Annotated in this window: 17 protein-coding genes; all 17 read left to right on the forward strand. The window is 69.2% G+C overall.

The annotated features are described in order from the left end of the window. Positions 1–117 precede the first annotated feature (117 nt). The 17 genes from ACMT1E_RS01735 to ftsA all read left to right on the forward strand — a co-directional run bounded on the left by ACMT1E_RS01735 (position 118) and on the right by ftsA (position 18,414). Positions 118–1,107, forward strand: a complete 990-nt coding sequence (locus ACMT1E_RS01735) for a cysteine synthase A (protein WP_414901852.1) — start codon at positions 118–120, stop codon at positions 1,105–1,107. A gap of 67 nt (positions 1,108–1,174) precedes the next feature. Next, a complete protein-coding gene (locus ACMT1E_RS01740) occupies positions 1,175–1,465 on the forward strand; it encodes a hypothetical protein (protein ID WP_414901854.1) in 291 nt (96 codons plus the stop codon). 311 nt (positions 1,466–1,776) lie between these two features. After that, positions 1,777–2,274, forward strand: coding sequence for a division/cell wall cluster transcriptional repressor MraZ (locus ACMT1E_RS01745; RefSeq protein ID WP_414901855.1), 498 nt, complete (start codon positions 1,777–1,779; stop codon positions 2,272–2,274). Then, the gene (gene rsmH / locus ACMT1E_RS01750; RefSeq protein ID WP_414901856.1) at positions 2,271–3,221 is read left to right on the forward strand and encodes a 16S rRNA (cytosine(1402)-N(4))-methyltransferase RsmH; all 951 of its coding nucleotides are present in this window, start codon (positions 2,271–2,273) and stop codon (positions 3,219–3,221) included. The genes ACMT1E_RS01745 and rsmH overlap by 4 nt, the downstream gene beginning before the upstream one ends. Further along, the gene (locus ACMT1E_RS01755; protein WP_414901857.1) at positions 3,221–3,808 is read left to right on the forward strand and encodes a colicin transporter; all 588 of its coding nucleotides are present in this window, start codon (positions 3,221–3,223) and stop codon (positions 3,806–3,808) included. The genes rsmH and ACMT1E_RS01755 overlap by 1 nt, the downstream gene beginning before the upstream one ends. Further along, the gene (locus ACMT1E_RS01760) at positions 3,805–5,496 is read left to right on the forward strand and encodes a peptidoglycan D,D-transpeptidase FtsI family protein (RefSeq protein ID WP_414901858.1); all 1,692 of its coding nucleotides are present in this window, start codon (positions 3,805–3,807) and stop codon (positions 5,494–5,496) included. Before ACMT1E_RS01755 ends, ACMT1E_RS01760 begins: the two co-directional genes overlap by 4 nt. Positions 5,497–5,501: 5 nt before the next feature. Further along, a complete protein-coding gene (locus ACMT1E_RS01765; RefSeq protein ID WP_414901859.1) occupies positions 5,502–6,917 on the forward strand; it encodes a UDP-N-acetylmuramoyl-L-alanyl-D-glutamate--2,6-diaminopimelate ligase in 1,416 nt (471 codons plus the stop codon). Beyond that, entirely contained in the window at positions 6,914–8,290 is a 1,377-nt protein-coding gene (locus tag ACMT1E_RS01770) for a UDP-N-acetylmuramoyl-tripeptide--D-alanyl-D-alanine ligase (RefSeq protein ID WP_414901860.1), read from the forward strand. Before ACMT1E_RS01765 ends, ACMT1E_RS01770 begins: the two co-directional genes overlap by 4 nt. Beyond that, a complete protein-coding gene (gene mraY, locus ACMT1E_RS01775) occupies positions 8,290–9,360 on the forward strand; it encodes a phospho-N-acetylmuramoyl-pentapeptide-transferase (protein WP_414901861.1) in 1,071 nt (356 codons plus the stop codon). Before ACMT1E_RS01770 ends, mraY begins: the two co-directional genes overlap by 1 nt. Further along, the gene (gene murD / locus ACMT1E_RS01780) at positions 9,357–10,628 is read left to right on the forward strand and encodes a UDP-N-acetylmuramoyl-L-alanine--D-glutamate ligase (protein WP_414901862.1); all 1,272 of its coding nucleotides are present in this window, start codon (positions 9,357–9,359) and stop codon (positions 10,626–10,628) included. The genes mraY and murD overlap by 4 nt, the downstream gene beginning before the upstream one ends. Beyond that, a complete protein-coding gene (locus ACMT1E_RS01785) occupies positions 10,625–11,836 on the forward strand; it encodes a peptidoglycan glycosyltransferase FtsW (protein WP_414901863.1) in 1,212 nt (403 codons plus the stop codon). The genes murD and ACMT1E_RS01785 overlap by 4 nt, the downstream gene beginning before the upstream one ends. Further along, entirely contained in the window at positions 11,833–12,924 is a 1,092-nt protein-coding gene (gene murG / locus ACMT1E_RS01790; protein ID WP_414901864.1) for an undecaprenyldiphospho-muramoylpentapeptide beta-N-acetylglucosaminyltransferase, read from the forward strand. The genes ACMT1E_RS01785 and murG overlap by 4 nt, the downstream gene beginning before the upstream one ends. Beyond that, a complete protein-coding gene (gene murC, locus ACMT1E_RS01795; RefSeq protein ID WP_414901865.1) occupies positions 12,921–14,321 on the forward strand; it encodes a UDP-N-acetylmuramate--L-alanine ligase in 1,401 nt (466 codons plus the stop codon). Before murG ends, murC begins: the two co-directional genes overlap by 4 nt. Continuing rightward, positions 14,318–15,238, forward strand: coding sequence for a UDP-N-acetylmuramate dehydrogenase (gene murB / locus ACMT1E_RS01800; RefSeq protein WP_414901866.1), 921 nt, complete (start codon positions 14,318–14,320; stop codon positions 15,236–15,238). The genes murC and murB overlap by 4 nt, the downstream gene beginning before the upstream one ends. Then, entirely contained in the window at positions 15,216–16,151 is a 936-nt protein-coding gene (locus ACMT1E_RS01805; RefSeq protein ID WP_414901867.1) for a D-alanine--D-alanine ligase, read from the forward strand. The genes murB and ACMT1E_RS01805 overlap by 23 nt, the downstream gene beginning before the upstream one ends. Next, a complete protein-coding gene (locus ACMT1E_RS01810; RefSeq protein WP_414901868.1) occupies positions 16,148–17,134 on the forward strand; it encodes a cell division protein FtsQ/DivIB in 987 nt (328 codons plus the stop codon). The genes ACMT1E_RS01805 and ACMT1E_RS01810 overlap by 4 nt, the downstream gene beginning before the upstream one ends. After that, positions 17,131–18,414 (forward strand): cell division protein FtsA, encoded by a 1,284-nt coding sequence (gene ftsA, locus ACMT1E_RS01815; protein ID WP_414901869.1) that lies wholly within the window; start codon positions 17,131–17,133, stop codon positions 18,412–18,414. The genes ACMT1E_RS01810 and ftsA overlap by 4 nt, the downstream gene beginning before the upstream one ends. Positions 18,415–18,455: the final 41 nt, after the last annotated feature.

The following is an 18,455-nucleotide window of genomic DNA, read 5'->3' on the forward strand; positions in this document are numbered from 1 at the left end:
TTCGCGGGCGCGTGGGGGTCAGTCAAGGGTTGATGGCGGTTTGGCCGTATTTTTCCTTTGCGGATTGCAAGCACTGCCTGCTTGCCGGACTCGCCTGGGCTCGGCTATCGGCAGGGTATGATCGCTTCCGACACGCTCGCGCTGATCGGTAACACACCGCTCGTTCGCCTCAACGGCCCTAGTGCGGCAACCGGCTGCGAAATCTTCGCCAAATGCGAATATGCCAACCCAGGCGCTTCGGTTAAGGACCGTGCCGCGCTGTACATCGTCGAGGATGCGGAGGCGCGCGGCGTCCTCGCCCCCGGCGGGACCATTGTCGAGGGGACGGCCGGCAACACCGGCATCGGCCTGGCGCTGGTCGCCAACGCCAAGGGCTATCGCACGATCATCGTCATGCCGGAGACGCAGAGCCGGGAGAAGATGGACACGCTGCGCGCGCTTGGCGCCGAACTGGTGCTGGTGCCGGCGGCGCCTTATTCCAACCCCGGCCATTTCGTCCACACATCCCGCCGGATCGCGGAGGAGACGGAAAACGCGGTCTGGGCCAATCAATTCGACAATATCGCCAACCGCCGCGCCCATATTCGCGGCACCGCCGAGGAGATCTGGACGCAGATGGACGGGCGGGTCGACGGTTTTACCTGCGCGGCGGGGACCGGCGGCACCATTGCCGGCGTCGGCCTGGGCCTCAAGGCGAAAGACCCGGACGTGACGATCGCGCTGACCGACCCGCACGGCGCCGCGCTCTACAGCTATTTCGCCTGCGGCGAGCTGAAGGCCGAGGGCAATTCGGTGGCGGAAGGGATCGGCCAGGGGCGGATCACCGCCAACCTCGACGGTGCGCCGATCGATACCCAGTTCCGCATTTCCGACGAGGACGGGTTGGCACAGCTGTTCGCGCTGCTCCGCGACGAAGGGCTGTGTGTCGGCCTGTCGAGCGGGATCAATGTCGCCGGGGCGATGGCGCTGGCCCGCCAGCTGGGGCCGGGCAAACGGATCGCGACGATATTGTGCGATACCGGTTTCCGTTACCTGTCAACGCTTTACAATCCCGAATGGCTGGCGGCGAAGGGGCTGCCGGTGCCCGGCTGGCTGACGGCGCGCTGAGCGTTCGACAGCGGCGGCGGAACAGGCTAGCCTAGGCGCGATGCGCGTGGACGAAAGGCAGCTCCGGATGCAGCGTGTGCGGGTTGGCCTCACCGGCCTGGCCGTGGTCCTGCTGATCGCGGCGGCGACGGCCGCCATCCTTCAATCGGCGAATAGCGACGAGAGCGCGGCGAACGGTAATGCGGCGATCGCCGCGGCGGTGCCGGGCGGCGCCGGCAATGTCGTCGATGCGCCCAGGGAGCCGCTGGCCGAGATCGGCGTCGCCCCCGGTGCCGGGATGACCGATGTCGAAAAAGCCGCCGAGGCGACCAACAGCGATCGCAAGCTGGCGCCCCCCGCCAACGCCCCCGGCCGCTGACATGGCCGATTCGCCATGCCCGCGCCTCAGCTTTCGGTGCCAAGCACCTGTAACCATGGTTAAAACCGGGCGGAACATCCCGCGAACGCCGTTTTTGGCGTCCGCGAAACCCCCCGGATTCCAGCGGGTTGGAGAAACCTCTCCATAGATTCCCGTAAAATCCCGTAAAATCCCGTTGTATCCCGCATCTGCTCCAAGTATGCATTGGAGCAGGGCGGGAGATTTCCCTGTGTCACGCACGACACCGAAAGGCCGGCGCGAGCCGCTTTTCGGATCGGGGAAGCTTGTTCACCGCCCGCGAAGGGCAGCAGGTGAGCGACAGGCAGGCATATTCAGGCATGGCGGTGACCGGGATCGACGCGAAAGGTCGCGCCGCCATCCCCGCCTTCCTGCGTGCCGCGCTTGACCGCAACGGCGCGGAATCCCGCGTCATCATCGCTGAAAGTGCCAATGCGCCGTGCCTGATCGGCTTCGACCCCGCCTACCTCGAAGCCAATCGCGCCAAATACGGCAGCCGCGCCGACGCCCGGCTCGATGCCGGCGAAACCGTCGACGCCAACGCCGCCCGCCTGGCCTTCGCGCTGAACGACATCGCCAGTTACGATTCGAGCGGCCGGTTCGTCCTGCCGCCGTTCCCGGCGATGAAGGCCGGCCTCGACAAGACCGGTCCGGTGCTGTTCGCCGGGCTGGGCGACACGTTCGAGATCTGGAACCCGGAACTGCTGGAGGCCGACGCCAAGGTCCACCCGGCGTTCAAGGAGCGCGCGCTGTTCTGCCTCAGCCAGTGGAAGAAGGGGGGCAAGGGATGACCGCCGCCCAGCCCGCCACCCAGCCGCATGTTCCGGTGATGCGCGACCCGTTCGTCGACGCCCTTGCCCCGGCCCCCGGCAAGCGCGTCGTCGACGGCACGTTCGGCGCCGGCGGCCATAGCCGTGTGCTCCTGGCGCGGGGCGCGACGGTGATCGCCCTCGACCGCGACCCTGACGCGATCGCCGCCGGGCAGGCGCTTGTCGCCGAGGCCGATGGCGCGCTGACCCTGATCCACGAGCGATTTTCGCGGATGGATGCGGTCGTCGACGGCGCGGTCGACGGCGTCGGCCTGGATATTGGCGTGTCGTCGATGCAGATCGACCAGGCGCCGCGCGGCTTTTCCTTTCAGGCCGACGGGCCGCTCGACATGCGGATGGATCAGGCCGGGCCGAGCGCCGCCGACTTCGTCAACGAGGCCGACGAGGGGCTGATTGCCGACATCCTCTATCGCTACGGCGAGGAGCCGCGCGCCCGGCGCATCGCCCGCGCCATTGTCGCGGCACGGCCGATCGCGCGTACCGGCGAACTGGCGGCGGTGGTGCGCCGCGCGGTCGGCCACCGGCCCGGCGAAAAGAAGGACCCGGCGACCCGCGCCTTCCAGGCGATCCGCATCCATATCAACCGCGAGCTGGGCGAGCTGGAGGATGGGCTGGCGGCGGCGGAACGGGTGCTGAAGCCCGGCGGCCGGCTGGCGGTCATTACCTTCCACAGTCTTGAGGACCGGATGGTGAAGAGCTTCCTGCGGATCCGCAGCGGCGCCACCCCCGCCGGTTCCCGCCACCTGCCGGCGGCGCCGGTAGGCCGCGCCCCCACCTTTGATGCGGTTGCCAAGCCGGTCCGCCCGAGCGCGGCCGAACTGGAAGCCAACCCACGGGCGCGTTCGGCGACGTTGCGCGTCGCCAGCCGCACCGCCGCCCCCGCCTGGCCCTTCGCAGGAGACGCATGATGATCGCCCACCGCCTTCGCCCGATCGGCTGGATTCTGGCGGTCGCCGTCGCGGCGCTGGTCCTGTATCTGATCTCGTCGCGGGTCGCGGCGGAGCGTGGCCGGCTGGACGCGGTCAACGCCGAGATCAGCCGGGTGAACGGCGACATTCGTCACCTGCAGACCGAACTGGCGGCGCGGGGCAGCCTGCGCCAACTGGAGCGGTGGAACGGCGAGGTGCTGGCGCTGTCCGCGCCGAGCGCCGAGCAGTACCGCAACGAGGTCCAGCTCGCTTCGCTGCAGGTCGGTCCTGCCGCGAAAACGCCCAATGTCGTTCAGGTCGCGCTGGTCAGCGCCGAGCCGGCGGTGCGCGCCGCGATGCCGGTCGTCGCCCGCGCGGTCGAGACGCGCCGGACGAGCAATGCCGGGCCGGCCGATCCGTCCGGCGGCCGCCCGGACATGCTGCGGGCCGCCGCGCAGATCGTGCCCGCGCGGCCGGACGCGGCGCCGCAGGCGCGGCTTCAGCGCGTGGCGATGCTGGATGCCGGAACGCTGGACGACCTGTCGCGCCGCGCCGCGCGGGAAGCGCATGAGGCGGGGGGGCGGTGACCGCGCTGGTCGCGTCACCACGCCGATTCCGCCAGGCAAGCCAGCGCGGCCAGAGTGTCGCGCTTTCGCATTTTCGGCTGACCTTGCTGATGCTGCTGTTTATCGGTGGCACCGTTGCGGTTGCGACACGGCTGGTCTGGCTGGCGGTGTTCAGCGACGCGGCCGCCGTGCGCAGCGGCATTGCCGCCGGCATTCCGCCGCGCGGCGACATAGTCGACCGTAACGGCGTGCCGCTGGCACGGATGATCGACGCCTGGTCGATCGGCATCCACCCGGCCAAGGTGATCGGCGACAAGCGAAAGCTGGCGGAGACGCTGGCCCGGCTGATGCCGGAGCGCGATGCCGATGCCTATTACCAGCTGCTGCGATCGGACCTGACCTTCACCTATCTGCGCCGCCGCGCGCTGCCCGAGCTGGTGGCGGCGGTCAATGCGCTGGGCGAGCCGGGCATCGCCTTCGCGCGCGAGCCGGAGCGCGTCTATCCGCAGGCGACGCTGGCCGCGCACGTGCTTGGCTATCTCGACATCGACGGGCATGGCCGGCAGGGCATGGAGCGGGTGCTCGACAAGCGGCTGACCGACCCGCTGACCCGCGGCAAGCCGGTGGCGCTGTCGATCGACAGCCGGGTGCAGGCGGCGATGGAAAGCGAGCTGTACGCCGCGATGGTCAAACACAGCGCGCTGGGCGGCACCGGTATCGTGCTCGACGTGGAAACCGGCGAGGTGATCGCGATGGCGTCGCTGCCGGTGTTCAATCCCAACCGGGTCGGCGCGTCGCCGGAGGACGCCCGCCGCAACGGCGTGACCCAGAGCGTTTACGAACTGGGTTCGACGTTCAAGCCGCTGACCGTCGCGGCGGCAATGGACAGTGGCGTCATAACGTCGATGGGCCAGCGTTACGATGTGTCGACGCCGTTGCAGGTCGGCCGGTTCCGCATTCGTGACGACCACCCGGCCAAGGGTTCGTTCACCATTCCGGAGATTCTGGTCCATTCGTCCAACATTGGCACCGCCCGCATCGCCGACGCGATGGGGCAGGCGATGATGGAGAAGAATTTCCGCGCGCTCGGCTTTTACGGCCCGCCCGATATCGAGCTGCGCGAGAAGGGCGCGTCGATCGTCCCGTCCTTCTGGGCGCGGACGACGGTGATGACCACCGCCTATGGCCACGGCATTGCCGTGACGCCGCTGCAGCTGGCCAACGCCTATGCGACGCTGGTCAACGGCGGCATCTGGCGGCCGACGACGCTGCTGCGCCGCGATGCCGACAAGGTGCCCGCCGGCCACCGCGTCTACAGCGAGGCGACCAGTTTCCGCAGCCGCCAGCTTCTGCGCCTGATCGTCGAGGACGGTACCGGCCGCAAGGGCGATGCACCCGGTTTTCGGGTCGGCGGCAAGACCGGGACGGCGGAAAAGCCTTCGAACGGCGGCTATAACCGGCGCAACAACGTGTCCACTTTCGCCGCGGTGTTTCCGATGGACGCGCCGCGCTATGTTGTGATCGCGATGCTCGACTCGCCCAGGGGCACGGCCGACACCTTCGGCTTCACCACCGCCGCCTGGACGGCGGCGCCGGTGGTCAAGCGGGTGATCGAGCGCACCGGGCCGATGCTGGGCGTCAACCCCGATTTCGGCCGCGACATCGACACGGCCGAAATGAACGCGCTCGTCGCGAAAAAGGAAGATTGAGAGGGATGAAGCTCGGCGCGCTGATCGGAGGACAAGGCGGGCCGGAGGTGACCGGATTCGCGATCGACCACCGCAAGGTGGCGCCCGGCACCGTGTTCGGCGCGTTCCGCGGCAGCCGCGTCAACGGCGAGGACTATATCGCGCGGGCGGTGGCGGCGGGCGCGATTGCCGTCGTCGCCCGGCCGGAGGCGGAGGTGACGGGCGCCGCCCATGTCGCGTCCGACGACCCGCGCCGCGCCTTCGCATTGCTTGCCGCCCGCTTCTTCGCGCCGTTCCCGGCGACGACGGTGGCCGTCACCGGCACCAACGGCAAGACGTCGACCGTCGAGATGACCCGCCAGCTCTGGCGGATGCAGGGCCACCATGCCGCATCGATCGGCACGCTTGGCGTCACCACATCCGTCGACCGGGCGGTGACCGGGCTGACCACGCCCGACATCGTGACCTTTCTGTCCAATGTTGCCGGGCTGGCGCGCGAGGGGGTGACTCATCTGGCGTTCGAGGCATCCAGCCACGGGCTGCACCAGTACCGGACCGAGGGGCTGCCGGTACGCGCCGCCGCCTTCACCAACCTGTCGCGCGATCACCTCGACTATCACGGCGACATGGCGGCCTATTTCACCGCCAAGCTGCGGCTGTTCTCCGAGGTGGTCGATAGCGACGGCAGCGCGGTGATCTGGGCCGACGACCCGGAGGCGGCGCGGGTGATCGACCTGGCGCGCGAGCGCGGGCTGAAGCTGCTGCGCGTCGGCGAGCATGGCGAGGAACTGCGGCTGCTGAGCCGGACACCGACCCGGCTGGGGCAGGCGCTGGTCGTCGAGGCGGGCGGGCACCAGTATAAGGTGACGCTGCCGATGATCGGCGCCTATCAGGCGGCGAATGCGCTGGTCGCTGCCGGGCTGGTGATCGCGACCGGCGGCGACGTCGCGGCGACGCTGGACCATATGGCGCGGTTGCAGCCGGTGCGCGGGCGGCTGGAGCGGGCGTTGATTACCCGCGCGGGCGCGCCGGTCTATGTCGACTATGCCCATACCGCCGACGCGCTGGAGGCGGCGATCGTGGCGCTGAAGCCGCATGCGAAGGGGCGGCTGATTCTGGTGTTCGGCGCCGGCGGCGACCGCGACACCGGCAAGCGGGCGGAGATGGGCAAGATCGCCGTGGCGCTGGCTGATCACGCGATCGTCACCGACGACAATCCGCGCACCGAGGACCCGGCGGCGATCCGCCGCGATGTGCTGGAAGGCGCGGTTGGCGCCGACGAGATCGGCGACCGCCGCGCCGCGATCGCCGCCGCGATTGCCGAAGCGGGTGCGGATGACATCGTGCTGATCGCCGGCAAGGGGCATGAGCAGGGCCAGCTGGTCGGCGACCGGGTGCTGCCGTTCGACGACGTGGCGGTGGCGCGCGAGGTTGCCGGATGAGCGCGCTGTGGACAGCGGACGCCGTCGCCGCGGCGACCGGCGGCACCGCGAGCGGGGATTTTGCCGTCAACGGCGTCGCCTATGACAGCCGCGAGGTCGGCCCCGGCGACCTGTTCATCGCGCTCGCCGGCGAGATGACCGACGGGCACCGATTCCTTGACGGGGCGTTCGCGGCCGGGGCGGCCGGCGCCCTGGTCGAGCATGACATTGCGCAGCCGCATGTCCGCGTTGCCGACACGGCGGCTGCCCTGAATGCCCTTGGGGTCGCATCCAGGGCGCGCACGGCGGCAAAAATCGTCGGCGTAACGGGGTCGGTGGGCAAGACCGGCACGAAAGAGGCGTTGTTCGCGGCGTTCGACCGCATCGCGCCCGGCCAGGCCCACCGATCCGTCAAGAGTTACAACAACCATGTCGGCGTGCCGCTCAGCCTGGCGCGGATGCCGGCGGCGACGCGCTATGGCGTGTTCGAAATGGGCATGAACCATGAGGGCGAGCTGGCGGCGCTGACCCGGCTGGTCCGCCCCGACATTGCCATCATCACCGCGATCGCGCCGGCGCACCGCGCCCATTTCGCCAGCGAGGAAGCGATCGCCGACGCCAAGGCCGAGATTTTCGAGGGGCTGGAGCCCGGCGGCACCGCCATCGTCCCCCATGACAGCCCGCACCGCGACCGGCTGGTCGCCGCCGCCCGGCCCCATGCGGCGCGGGTGTGGACATTCGGCTTCGGCGAGGGCGCCGACGTGCGGGCGACGGCGACCGCGCCGGCGGCGAACGGCGGCACCACCGTGTCGATGACGATGCCCGACGCGCAGCTGACCTTCACCATCGGCCAGCCCGGCGCGCACTGGGTGTCGAACGCGCTGGCGGTGCTGGCGGCGGTTGAGGCGGCGGGCGGCGACATCGCGGTTGCGGGGCTGGCGTTGGCCGGGCTTGGCGGGCTGGCGGGGCGCGGCCAGCGCCACAGCATTCGCGTCGGCGACGGCGAGGCGCTGCTGATCGACGAAAGTTACAACGCCAACCCGGCGTCGATGGCGGCGACGCTGGCGGTGCTCGGCGCCGAACCGGCGGCGCGGCGGATCGCCGTGCTGGGCGCGATGCGCGAACTGGGCGAGGAGAGCGATGCGCTCCACGCCGCGCTGGCCGGGCCGATCGAGGCGGCTGGCGTGGATTTCGCGCTGCTCGTCGGCGCGGAGATGGCCCCGCTTGCCGCAACGCTTGAGGGGCGGGTGAAAATCTGTCAGGCGCCGGATGCCGCTGCCGCGCTGGCCATCCTCCACGATGTCCTGAAGCCCGGCGACGCGGTGCTCATCAAAGGGTCGAACGCAATCGGGCTTGCCCGCACCGTGACGGCATTGGCGGGGGACAAGGACTGATGCTGTATCTGATTGCCGAGCAGCTGGGCTTTCCCGGCGTTCTGAACCTGATCCGCTATCTGAGCTTTCGCACCGGCGGGGCGGTGGCGACGGCGTTGTTCCTCGGCCTGCTGATCGGGCCGAAGTTCATCGGCTGGCTGCGCCTGCGGCAGGGCAAGGGCCAGCCGATCCGCAGCGACGGGCCGCAGAGCCACCTTGCCAAGCGCGGCACGCCGACGATGGGCGGGCTGATGATCCTGACCGCGCTCAGCGTGTCGCTGCTGATCTGGATGGACCCGCGCAATCCGTTTGTCTGGGCCTGTTTGTGCGTGACGCTGGGTTTCGGTGCGATCGGTTTCATGGACGATTGGGACAAGGTCCGGAAATCGAGCGCCAAGGGCATTTCCGGGCGCACCCGGTTGCTGCTTGAATTCGCCATCGCCGGGGTCGCGAGCTGGATCATCCTGCGCCAGACCGGAACGATGCTGCATGTCCCGTTCTTTTCCAATATCGCGATCGACCTTGGCTGGTTCTACATCGTCTTTGCCGCGTTCGTGATCGTCGGCGCGGGCAATGCCGTCAACCTGACCGACGGGCTGGACGGGCTGGCGACGATGCCGGTGATCATCGCCGCCGTCGCCTTCATGATCATCGCCTATCTGGCCGGTAATGCGAAATTCGCTACCTATCTGGGCATCCCGCACGTGCCGGGGGCGGGCGACCTGGCGATCCTGTGCGGGGCGATGGTTGGCGCCGGCCTTGCCTTCCTGTGGTTCAACGCGCCGCCGGCGGCGGTGTTCATGGGCGATACCGGCAGCCTGGCGCTGGGCGGCGCGCTTGGCGCGATCGCGGTGACCGCGCACCATGAAATCGTGCTGGCGATCATTGGCGGGCTGTTCGTCGTCGAGGCGCTATCGGTCATCATCCAGGTCTACTTCTTCAAGCGGACCGGGAAGCGCGTGTTCAAGATGGCGCCGATCCACCACCATTTCGAGCAGCTCGGCTGGAGCGAGCCGACGGTGGTCATCCGGTTCTGGATCATCGCCTTCGTGCTGGCACTGGCCGGCCTGTCGACGTTGAAGCTCCGGTGATCCTGTCCCCCGCCTTTGCCGGTCGCCGCTATGCCGTGCTGGGGCTGGCCCGATCCGGGCTGGCGACGGTCGCGGCGCTGGTCGCCAGCGGGGCGGAGGTGGTCGCGTGGGACGGCAATGCCGAGGCGCGGGCGAAGGCGGAAGGCGTGACGCTGGCCGATCCGCTGGCGATCGACCTGGCGGGGTTCGCGGGCGTTGTCGTGTCGCCGGGGGTGCCGATCAACCGCCACCCGATCGCCGCCAAGGCGCGGGATGCGGGGGTGCCGCTGATCGGCGATATCGAACTGTTCGCGCAGGCGCGGGCCGAGTTGCCGCCACACCGGGTGGTCGGCATTACCGGCACCAACGGCAAGTCGACGACGACCGCGCTGATCCACCACATCCTGACGACGGCCGGGGTGCCGAGCCTGATGGGCGGCAATATCGGCCTGCCGATCATGGCGCAGACGCCGTTGCCAGCGGGCGGCGTCTATGTGCTGGAACTGTCGAGTTACCAGATCGACCTGACCGACACGCTTGCCTGCGACGTGGCGGTGCTGCTCAATATCACCCCCGATCATCTCGACCGTTATGACGGTTTTGCCGGCTATGTCGCGTCGAAGGCGCGGCTGTTCGCGATGCAGCGGCCGGGGCAGGTGGCGGTGATCGCGACGGAGGACGAGCAGACGCGGGCAATCGCCGCCACGCTGCCGGAACCGGTTGCCGTGTCGTCCGCCGCCATTGGCGACCAGGCGCGGTGGCCGGCGCTGCAGGGGCCGCATAACGCCCAGAACGTCGCGGCGGCGACGGCCGTCTGCACCGCGCTGGGGCTGGACGCGGCGGCGATCGAGGCGGGGCTGGCCAGCTATCCCGGCCTGCCGCACCGGATGGAGCGGGTGGCGACGCGCGGCGGCGTGCTGTTCGTCAACGACAGCAAGGCGACCAACCCGACGTCGACCGCGCCGGCGCTGGCCGCTTATCCGAAGATCCGCTGGATCGTCGGCGGCAAGCCCAAGACCGACGAGCTGGACGCCTGTGCCCCGCATTTCGGCCATGTCCGGTCCGCCTACACGATCGGCGAGGCCGGGGCGCTCTATGCCCGGCTGCTGGCGCCGCACATGCCGGTGGTCGAGAGCGGGGTGCTGGAGGCGGCGGTCAGGGCGGCGGCCAACGACGCCGAGAGCGGCGACGTCGTGCTGCTGTCTCCCGCCTGCGCGTCGTTCGACCAGTATAGCGACTATGAGGCGCGCGGCGCCGCGTTCCGCGCGGCGGTGGAGGCGCTGGCATGACGGCGGAGGCGACGATCAGGACCGAACGCAAGCGCCGCCCGCGCATGGCCGCCCGGCTTGGCCGGTCCGACCGGTCGGCGATCGGCACGCTGTTCTGGGAAATGGACCGCGTGCTGCTGATGATGGTGATGGTGCTGATCTCGATCGGCCTGATCGCCGTCGCGGCGGCATCGCCGGCGGCGGCGCACCGCTATTCCGGCGGCGGCACCGTGTTCGCGCCGTTGCATTATTTCTGGCGCCAGCTCGCCTGGGTGATCATCAGCTTTCCGGTAATGATCGGCGTGTCGATGCTGCCCAAGGTCGCGGCGCGGCGTTTCGCGATGATCGGCGCGGGGGTGTTCACCCTGGCGCTGGCGCTGGTGCCGCTGATCGGTATCGAGGTGAACGGCGCGATGCGCTGGATCGGCGTTGGCATCGCCCAGTTCCAGCCTTCCGAATTCCTGAAGCCGTTTTTTGTCGTCACCCTTGCCTGGCTGCTGTCGTTGAAGGCGCAGGACGAGACATTGCCGGTGGTGCCGATTTCCGCCGCCGCGCTGCTGCTGATCGCCGGGTTGCTGATGAAGCAGCCGGATTTCGGTCAGACGGTGATGTTCGGCGCGATCTGGATGGCGCTGCTGCTGCTGTCGGGCGTGTCCGCGCGGCTGATCGGCGGGGTCGTCGGCGGTGGCTTCGCGGCGATTGTCGGCGCCTATCTCTTTTACCCGGTCGCGACCCAGCGGATCAATAATTTTCTGTTTTCAGAGGGTGATACCTATCAGGTCGACAGCGCCTATGCGACGTTGACCGGCGGCGGGCTGTTCGGCACCGGGCCGGGCGGCGGCGTTGCCAAATACCGGCTGCCGGAAGCGCATACCGACTATATCTTCTCGGTGATCGGCGAGGAGTTCGGGCTGGTCGCCTGCGCGGTGATCGCGCTGCTCTATCTGGCGATCGTCGTCCGCGTGTTCGTTCGCCTGCTCGACGAGGAGGACAGTTTCACCCTGCTCGCCGCCGCCGGGCTGGTCACCCAGTTCGGCGTGCAGGCGCTGATCAACATGGCGGTCAACCTGCACCTTGCGCCGTCGAAGGGCATGACGTTGCCGTTCATCAGCTATGGCGGATCGTCGATGCTGGCGCTGGCGATCGGCATGGGGCTTCTGCTCGCTTTCACCAGGCGCAACCCGTATCTGACGCGTTCTCCCTATGTCGTGAAATGGAGCGGCAAATGACCGAGGCGCGTCATTTCGTCCTCGCCGCCGGCGGCACCGGCGGACACATGATCCCGGCGCATGCGCTGGCCGAGGAGCTGAGCCGGCGCGGCCACCATGTCGCGCTGATCACCGACGAGCGCGGTGCGCGCATTCCCGGCCTGTTCGACGGGGTGCAGACCCATATCCTGCCGGCCGGGCGGCTGGCCGGCGGGCCGCTCGGCTGGCTGCGGGGCGGCCGCGCGATCCTGGAAGGGCGGGCGATGGCCGGGCGGCTGTACGAGGCGTTCGCGCCGGCGGCGGTCGTCGGCTTCGGCGGCTATCCGGCGCTCCCGGCCCTGCTCGCCGCGCTGAAGGTCAAGGTGCCGACCGTTGTCCACGAACAGAATGCGGTGCTGGGGCGGGTCAACCGGCTGCTCGGCGGGCGGGTCGACGCGATCGCCACCGCCTATCCCGACGTGCGGCGGCTGAAACCGGCGTGGTTCGGCAAGACCCATCTGGTCGGCAACCCGGTGCGTGACAGCGTGCTGGCGCTGCGCGACCTGCCTTATCCGGCGCTCGACCATGTCGGGGTGTTCCGGCTGCTCGTCACCGGCGGCAGCCAGGGCGCGTCAGTGCTGTCGCAGGTGGTGCCGGCGGCGCTCGGCATGCTGCCGCTGAACCTGCGCCGGCGGTTGCAGGTGGTGCAGCAGTGCCGGGTCGAGGATATCGAGCAGGTGCGCGCCGATTACGCCGCGCTCAGCATACCGGCGGAACTGGCGACCTATATCGCCGACATGGCCGGACGGCTGGCGCTGGCGCATCTGGTGATTTCGCGGGCCGGGGCGTCGACGATCGCCGAGCTGACCGCCGCCGGGCGGCCGGCCATCCTGGTGCCGCTGCCGTCGGCGACCGACGACCACCAGACCTACAATGCGCGCGAAATGGCGAAGGCGGGCGGGGCGCGGGCGATCGCCCAGCCGCGCTTTACCGCCGTCGAGCTGGCCAAGCAGATGCAGAAGCTGGCGCTGGAGCCGGGCGCGCTGGAAAATGCGGCGCGGCGCGCCCATGCCTGTGGCCGGCCGTACGCGGCGAGCGACCTCGCCGATCTGGTGGAGAGCCTGGCATGAAGGGCGTCGCGCTCGACATCGGCGTCATCCATTTCATCGGCATCGGCGGCATCGGCATGTCCGGCATCGCCGAGGTGATGCACAACCTGGGCTATAAGGTGCAGGGATCGGACATCGCCGAAAGCTATGTCGTCGAAGGGCTGCGCAAGCGCGGGATCACGGTGATGATCGGCCATGACGCCGCCAACGTCGTCGACGCGGCGGTGGTCGTCACCTCGACCGCGATCAAGCGCGGCAACCCGGAAGTCGACTATGCGCTGGAGCACCGCGTGCCGGTCGTCCGGCGGGCGGAGATGCTGGCCGAGCTGATGCGGCTGAAATCGACGATCGCCGTCGCTGGAACCCACGGCAAGACGACGACGACGTCGATGATCGCCGCGATGCTCGACGCCGGCGGGGTCGACGCGACGGTCATCAACGGCGGGATCATCAACCGCTACGGTTCGAACGCCCGACTGGGCGCCAGCGACTGGATGGTCGTCGAGGCCGACGAGAGCGACGGCAGCTTCCTGCGGCTGGACGGGACGATCGCCGTCGTCACCAATATCGACCCGGAACATCTGGACCATTACGGATCGTTCGAGCGGGTGAAGGACGCGTTCGTCGAGTTTGTCGAGAATGTGCCGTTCTACGGCGCGGCGGTGCTGTGCCTCGACCATGCGGAGGTGCAGGGCATATTGCCCCGCGTCCGCGACCGGCGGATCGTCACTTACGGCTTTTCCGCGCAGGCCGACGTGCGCGGCGAGCAGGTCGTCCAGATCCCCGGCGGCAACCGGTTCGACGTGCTGGTCCGCAACCGCGACGGCGAGACGCGGCGGATCGCCGGGATCGCGCTGCCGATGCCGGGGCGCCACAACGTCCAGAACGCGCTGGCGGCGGTGGCGGTGGCGGTCGAGATGGGCATTCCCGACGAAAGGATCATCGGCGGCTTTGCCCAGTTCGGCGGGGTCAAGCGCCGCTTCACCAAGGTCGGCGAGGCGCTGGGTGCGACGATCATCGACGATTACGGTCACCACCCGGTCGAGATCCGCGCGGTGCTTGCGGCCGCGCGGGAGAGTGCGGAGGGGCGGGTGATCGCCGTCGTCCAGCCGCACCGCTATTCGCGGCTCGGCGCGCTGATGGAGGAGTTCGAGTCGGCGTTCAACGATGCCGACATGGTCTATGTCGCGCCGGTCTATGCGGCAGGCGAGGCGCCGATCGAGGGGGTCGATGCGGAGGCGCTGGTCGCCGGGTTGAAGCGGCGCGGCCACCGCGCGGCGGCGCCGATCGCCGATGCCGGGGCGCTGGCCGGCGCGTTGCGCGACACCGTCCGGCCGGGCGATCTGGTCGTCTGTCTCGGCGCGGGCGACATCACCAAATGGGCGGCCGGGCTGGCCGGGGCGATGGCGGCGGGATGAGTACGCTTACTGCCCCGACAATCCCGCTGCTGAACGGGTCGATCGCGCCGGGCGGCAGCCTGGCCGATTTCATCTGGTTCCGCACCGGCGGGCCGGCGGAATGGCTGGTCCGGCCGAAGGACGTCGCCGACCTGTCCGCCTTCCTGAGCGCGCTCGACCCGGCGGTGCCGGTGCTGCCGGTCGGTGTCGGATCGAACCTGATCGTCCGCGACGGCGGGGTGCCGGGCGTCGTCATCCGCCTGCCCAAGAGTTTTGCGCGGATCGCGATCGAGCCGGGCGAGCGCGTCCGGGCCGGCGGCGGGGCGATGGGGATCACCGTCGCCAGCGCGGCGCGCGACGCCGGTATCGCCGGGCTGGAGTTCCTGCGCGGAATACCGGGGACGGCGGGCGGCGCCGTGCGGATGAACGCCGGTGCCTATGGCCGCGAGACCGCCGACATTCTGGTCGAGGCGACGCTGGTGCTGCGCGACGGACGGGTCGAGACCTGGCCGGCGGCGCGGCTGGGTTATAGCTATCGCCATTCGGCGGTGCCGGAGGGTGCGATTGTTGTCGAGGCGCTGTTCGCCGGGGTGCCGGGCGACACGGCGGCGATCGGCGCGGAGATGGACCGGATCGCCGCCGAGCGTGAGGCGTCGCAGCCGCTGCGGTCGCGTACCGGCGGATCGACGTTCAAGAACCCGCCCGGCGAGAAGGCCTGGCGGCTGATCGACGCCGCCGGCTGCCGTGGCCTGCGCCACGGCGGCGCGCAGGTGTCGGAGAAGCACTGCAACTTCCTGCTGAATCTGGGCGACGCGACCGCCGCCGATATCGAGGCATTGGGCGAGATGGTCCGTGAACGGGTCAGGGCGCATTCGGGGGTGATGCTCGAATGGGAAATCCAGCGTATCGGCCAGTATGACGGAGCAAGTAGTGGGTGAGCGTCTTCATATCGCGGTGCTGATGGGCGGCTGGTCGGCCGAGCGCGAGGTGTCGCTGACCTCCGGCAAGGGGGTGGCGGACGCGCTGGAGGCCAACGGCCACCGCGTCACCCGCATCGACATGGACCGCGACGTCGCCGCGCGGCTGGCGGAGGCGAAGCCCGACGTGGTGTTCAACGCCCTCCACGGTACGCCGGGCGAGGACGGGGCGGTGCAGGGCATGCTCGACATCATGGGGCTGAAATATACCCATAGCGGGCTCGTCACCTCGGTCATCGCGATCGACAAGCAGCTGACCAAGGCGGCGCTGGTCCCCCATGGCATCCGCATGCCCGACGGCGTCGTCGTCGCCAGCGAGAGCCTGTATGCCGGCGACCCGCTGCCGCGCCCCTATGTGCTGAAGCCGGTCAACGAGGGATCGTCGGTCGGCGTCGCCATTGTCACCGAGGGCGGCAATTACGGCAACCCGATCGGCCGCGACGCGGAAGGGCCGTGGCGGCATTTCGACGAACTGCTCGCCGAACCGTTCATCAAGGGGCGCGAACTGACGACGGGGGTGCTCGACGACAGCGCGCTAGCGGTTACCGAGTTGCGCCCGAAAAGCGGGTTCTACGATTACGACGCCAAATACACCGACGGGATGACCGACCATATCTGCCCCGCCGACATTCCGGCCGAGATCGCCGAGGCGGCGAAGGCGATGGCGCTGGCCGCCCACCGTATTCTGGGTTGCAAGGGGACGTCGCGCGCCGACTATCGCTGGGACGATACGCAGGGGGTCGACGGACTGTACCTGCTGGAGATCAACACCCAGCCGGGCATGACCCCCTTGAGCCTGGTGCCCGAACAGGCGAGATATCTCGGCATGTCTTATAACGACCTTGTCGAGCGTATCGTGCGGGCGGCGTTGTGAGCGGTTCCGCCACCATCCGCCGCGGCAAGCGGCCGCGCGGTTCGGTGCAGCCGAAACGGCGGCGGCAGGCGCGCAAGCCATCGCTGCTCAGCCGGACGGCGGCGCTGGTCCCGGTCGCGCCCGAAACGGTGCAGCGGGCGACGACCTGGGTTGTCGTTACCGCGGTGACCGGTGTTGGCATCGCCATCGCCTTTGCTCTTGGCCTGCCCGGCATGGCCGGCACCGCGCTGGCCGAGGTGACCGGCAAGGCCGGGTTCGAGGTCGATCGGGTGGAAGTGACCGGCATCAACCGGATGGACCGGTTGACCGTCTATGCGATCGCCCTCGACCAGAAATCGCGGGCGATGCCGCTGGTCGACCTGCAGCGGGTGCGCGGCGAGCTGATGCAATATGGCTGGATCGCCGACGCGCGGGTGTCGCGGCGGCTACCCGATACGCTGGTCGTTGACGTGGTCGAGCGTTCGCCCGCGGCGGTGTGGCAGAATCAGGGGCGGCTGGCGCTGGTCGATCGCGGCGGCGTGGTGCTGGAGGATGTGTCGCTGTCCGCGCTGCCCGATCTGCCGCTGGTCATCGGGCCGGGGGCGAATGGCCAGATCGCCTCGCTGGAATCGCTGCTGGAGGCGGTGCCGCGCATTCGCCCGGTGCTGGCCGGTGCAACGTGGATCGGCGGGCGGCGCTGGGACCTGCGTTTCCAGTCCGGCGAGACGCTGGCCCTGCCCGAAGGCGATCTGGCGGCGAAGAAGGCGCTTGACCGTTTTGCGACGCTGGACGGCAGCGACCGTCTGCTCGGGCGCGGTTTCCTGCGCTTCGACATGCGTGACCCGACCCGGCTGGTCGTCCGTGTCGACCGCAACCCAAAACCGATAGACGCCGTGCAGAGCGACGGGGCGGCGGCGCCGGTCCCCGCGCCGACGCAGGCACCCCGTGAAGCCCCCGCGCCGCCCGATGGCGGCCAGTTGTTGAGGACGAGCCAGACGACATGAGAGCAGGGCAGGACAGGCGCGTGCAGCCGCGCGGCGAGAAGCTGATCACCGCGCTCGACATCGGATCGTGGAAAGTGTCCGCGCTGATCGCGTCGCAGAACGAGAGCGGCGAGATGACCGTGCTCGGCACCGGTCAGCGCGAGAGCCGGGGGGTGCGCCGCGGCTATATCGCCGACATGGCGGCGACCGAGATCGCGGTGCGCGAGGCGGTGGAGCAGGCCGAACGGATTGCCGGCACCAACATCGAGGACGTCTGGGTCAGCTTTTCCGCCGGCGGGCTGGTCAGCGATCTGGCTTCGGTCGAGGTGGAACTGGGCGGGCACCGGATCGACCAGGAGGATATCGACGAGCTGCTTGCCGCCGGTAAAAGCTCCATCGACCCGCATGGCCGCATGGTCCTCCACGCCCAGCCGACGCTGTATACGCTCGACGGGTTGCAGGGGGTGAAGAAGCCGCTTGGCCTGCACGCCGACCGGCTGGGTGTCGACATTCACGTGGTCGCGGCCGACGGATCGCCGGTTCGCAACCTCGACCTGTGTGTTCGCAGCGCGCATCTGGAAGTGAAGTCGATCGTCGCCTCGCCGGTTGCCACCGGCATGGCCTGCCTGTCCGACGAGGAGCGCGAGCTGGGTGTCGCGCTGGTCGAACTGGGTGCCGGCGTCACCAACGTATCGCTGTTCTGCGGCGGGTTGCTCGTCGGCCTTGCGTCGATCCCGTTCGGGGCGGCCGACATAACCGACGACATCGCTTCCGCATTCGGCACGCGCCGCAGCCAGGCGGAACGGATGAAGTGCTTCTTCGGCTCCGCCACCGCCAGCCCTCGCGACAACCACGAGATGATCGAGGTCGCGCCGATTTCGGCGGAGGAGGATGCGGCGGAGACGACCCGGATCACCCGCGCCCAGTTGATCGCCGTTATCCGCCAGCGGCTGGAGCACCTGATGGGCGAGATCGCCAAGGCGTTGAAGGAGCTGGGTTTCGGCGGCCCGGTCGGGCGCCAGGTGGTGCTGACCGGCGGCGGTGCCGAGTTGAAGGGCATCGCCGATTACGCGCAAGGCAATCTGGGCCGGGCGGTGCGGGTTGGCCGGCCGCGCGGACTGGCCGGGATTCCAGACGCGCATAGCGGTCCCGCTTTTGCCACGCTCGCCGGGCTGATCCATTTCGCCGCGTCGGACCCGGTGGATCTACGTGCGCTGTCCTCTGTCGACCAAACCATTGTAAAAGCACCGGGTTCTGCGTTGTTGTCGCGTTTGATCGCGGCGTTTCGCACAAGTTACTAACAGAAAAGTCCACAGGATTAACTTTTTGGGTGAAACGGTGA

The sequence above is a fragment of the Sphingomonas flavalba genome, from assembly GCF_047553045.1.
GTDB classification, from domain to species: domain Bacteria; phylum Pseudomonadota; class Alphaproteobacteria; order Sphingomonadales; family Sphingomonadaceae; genus Sphingomonas_L; species Sphingomonas_L flavalba_A.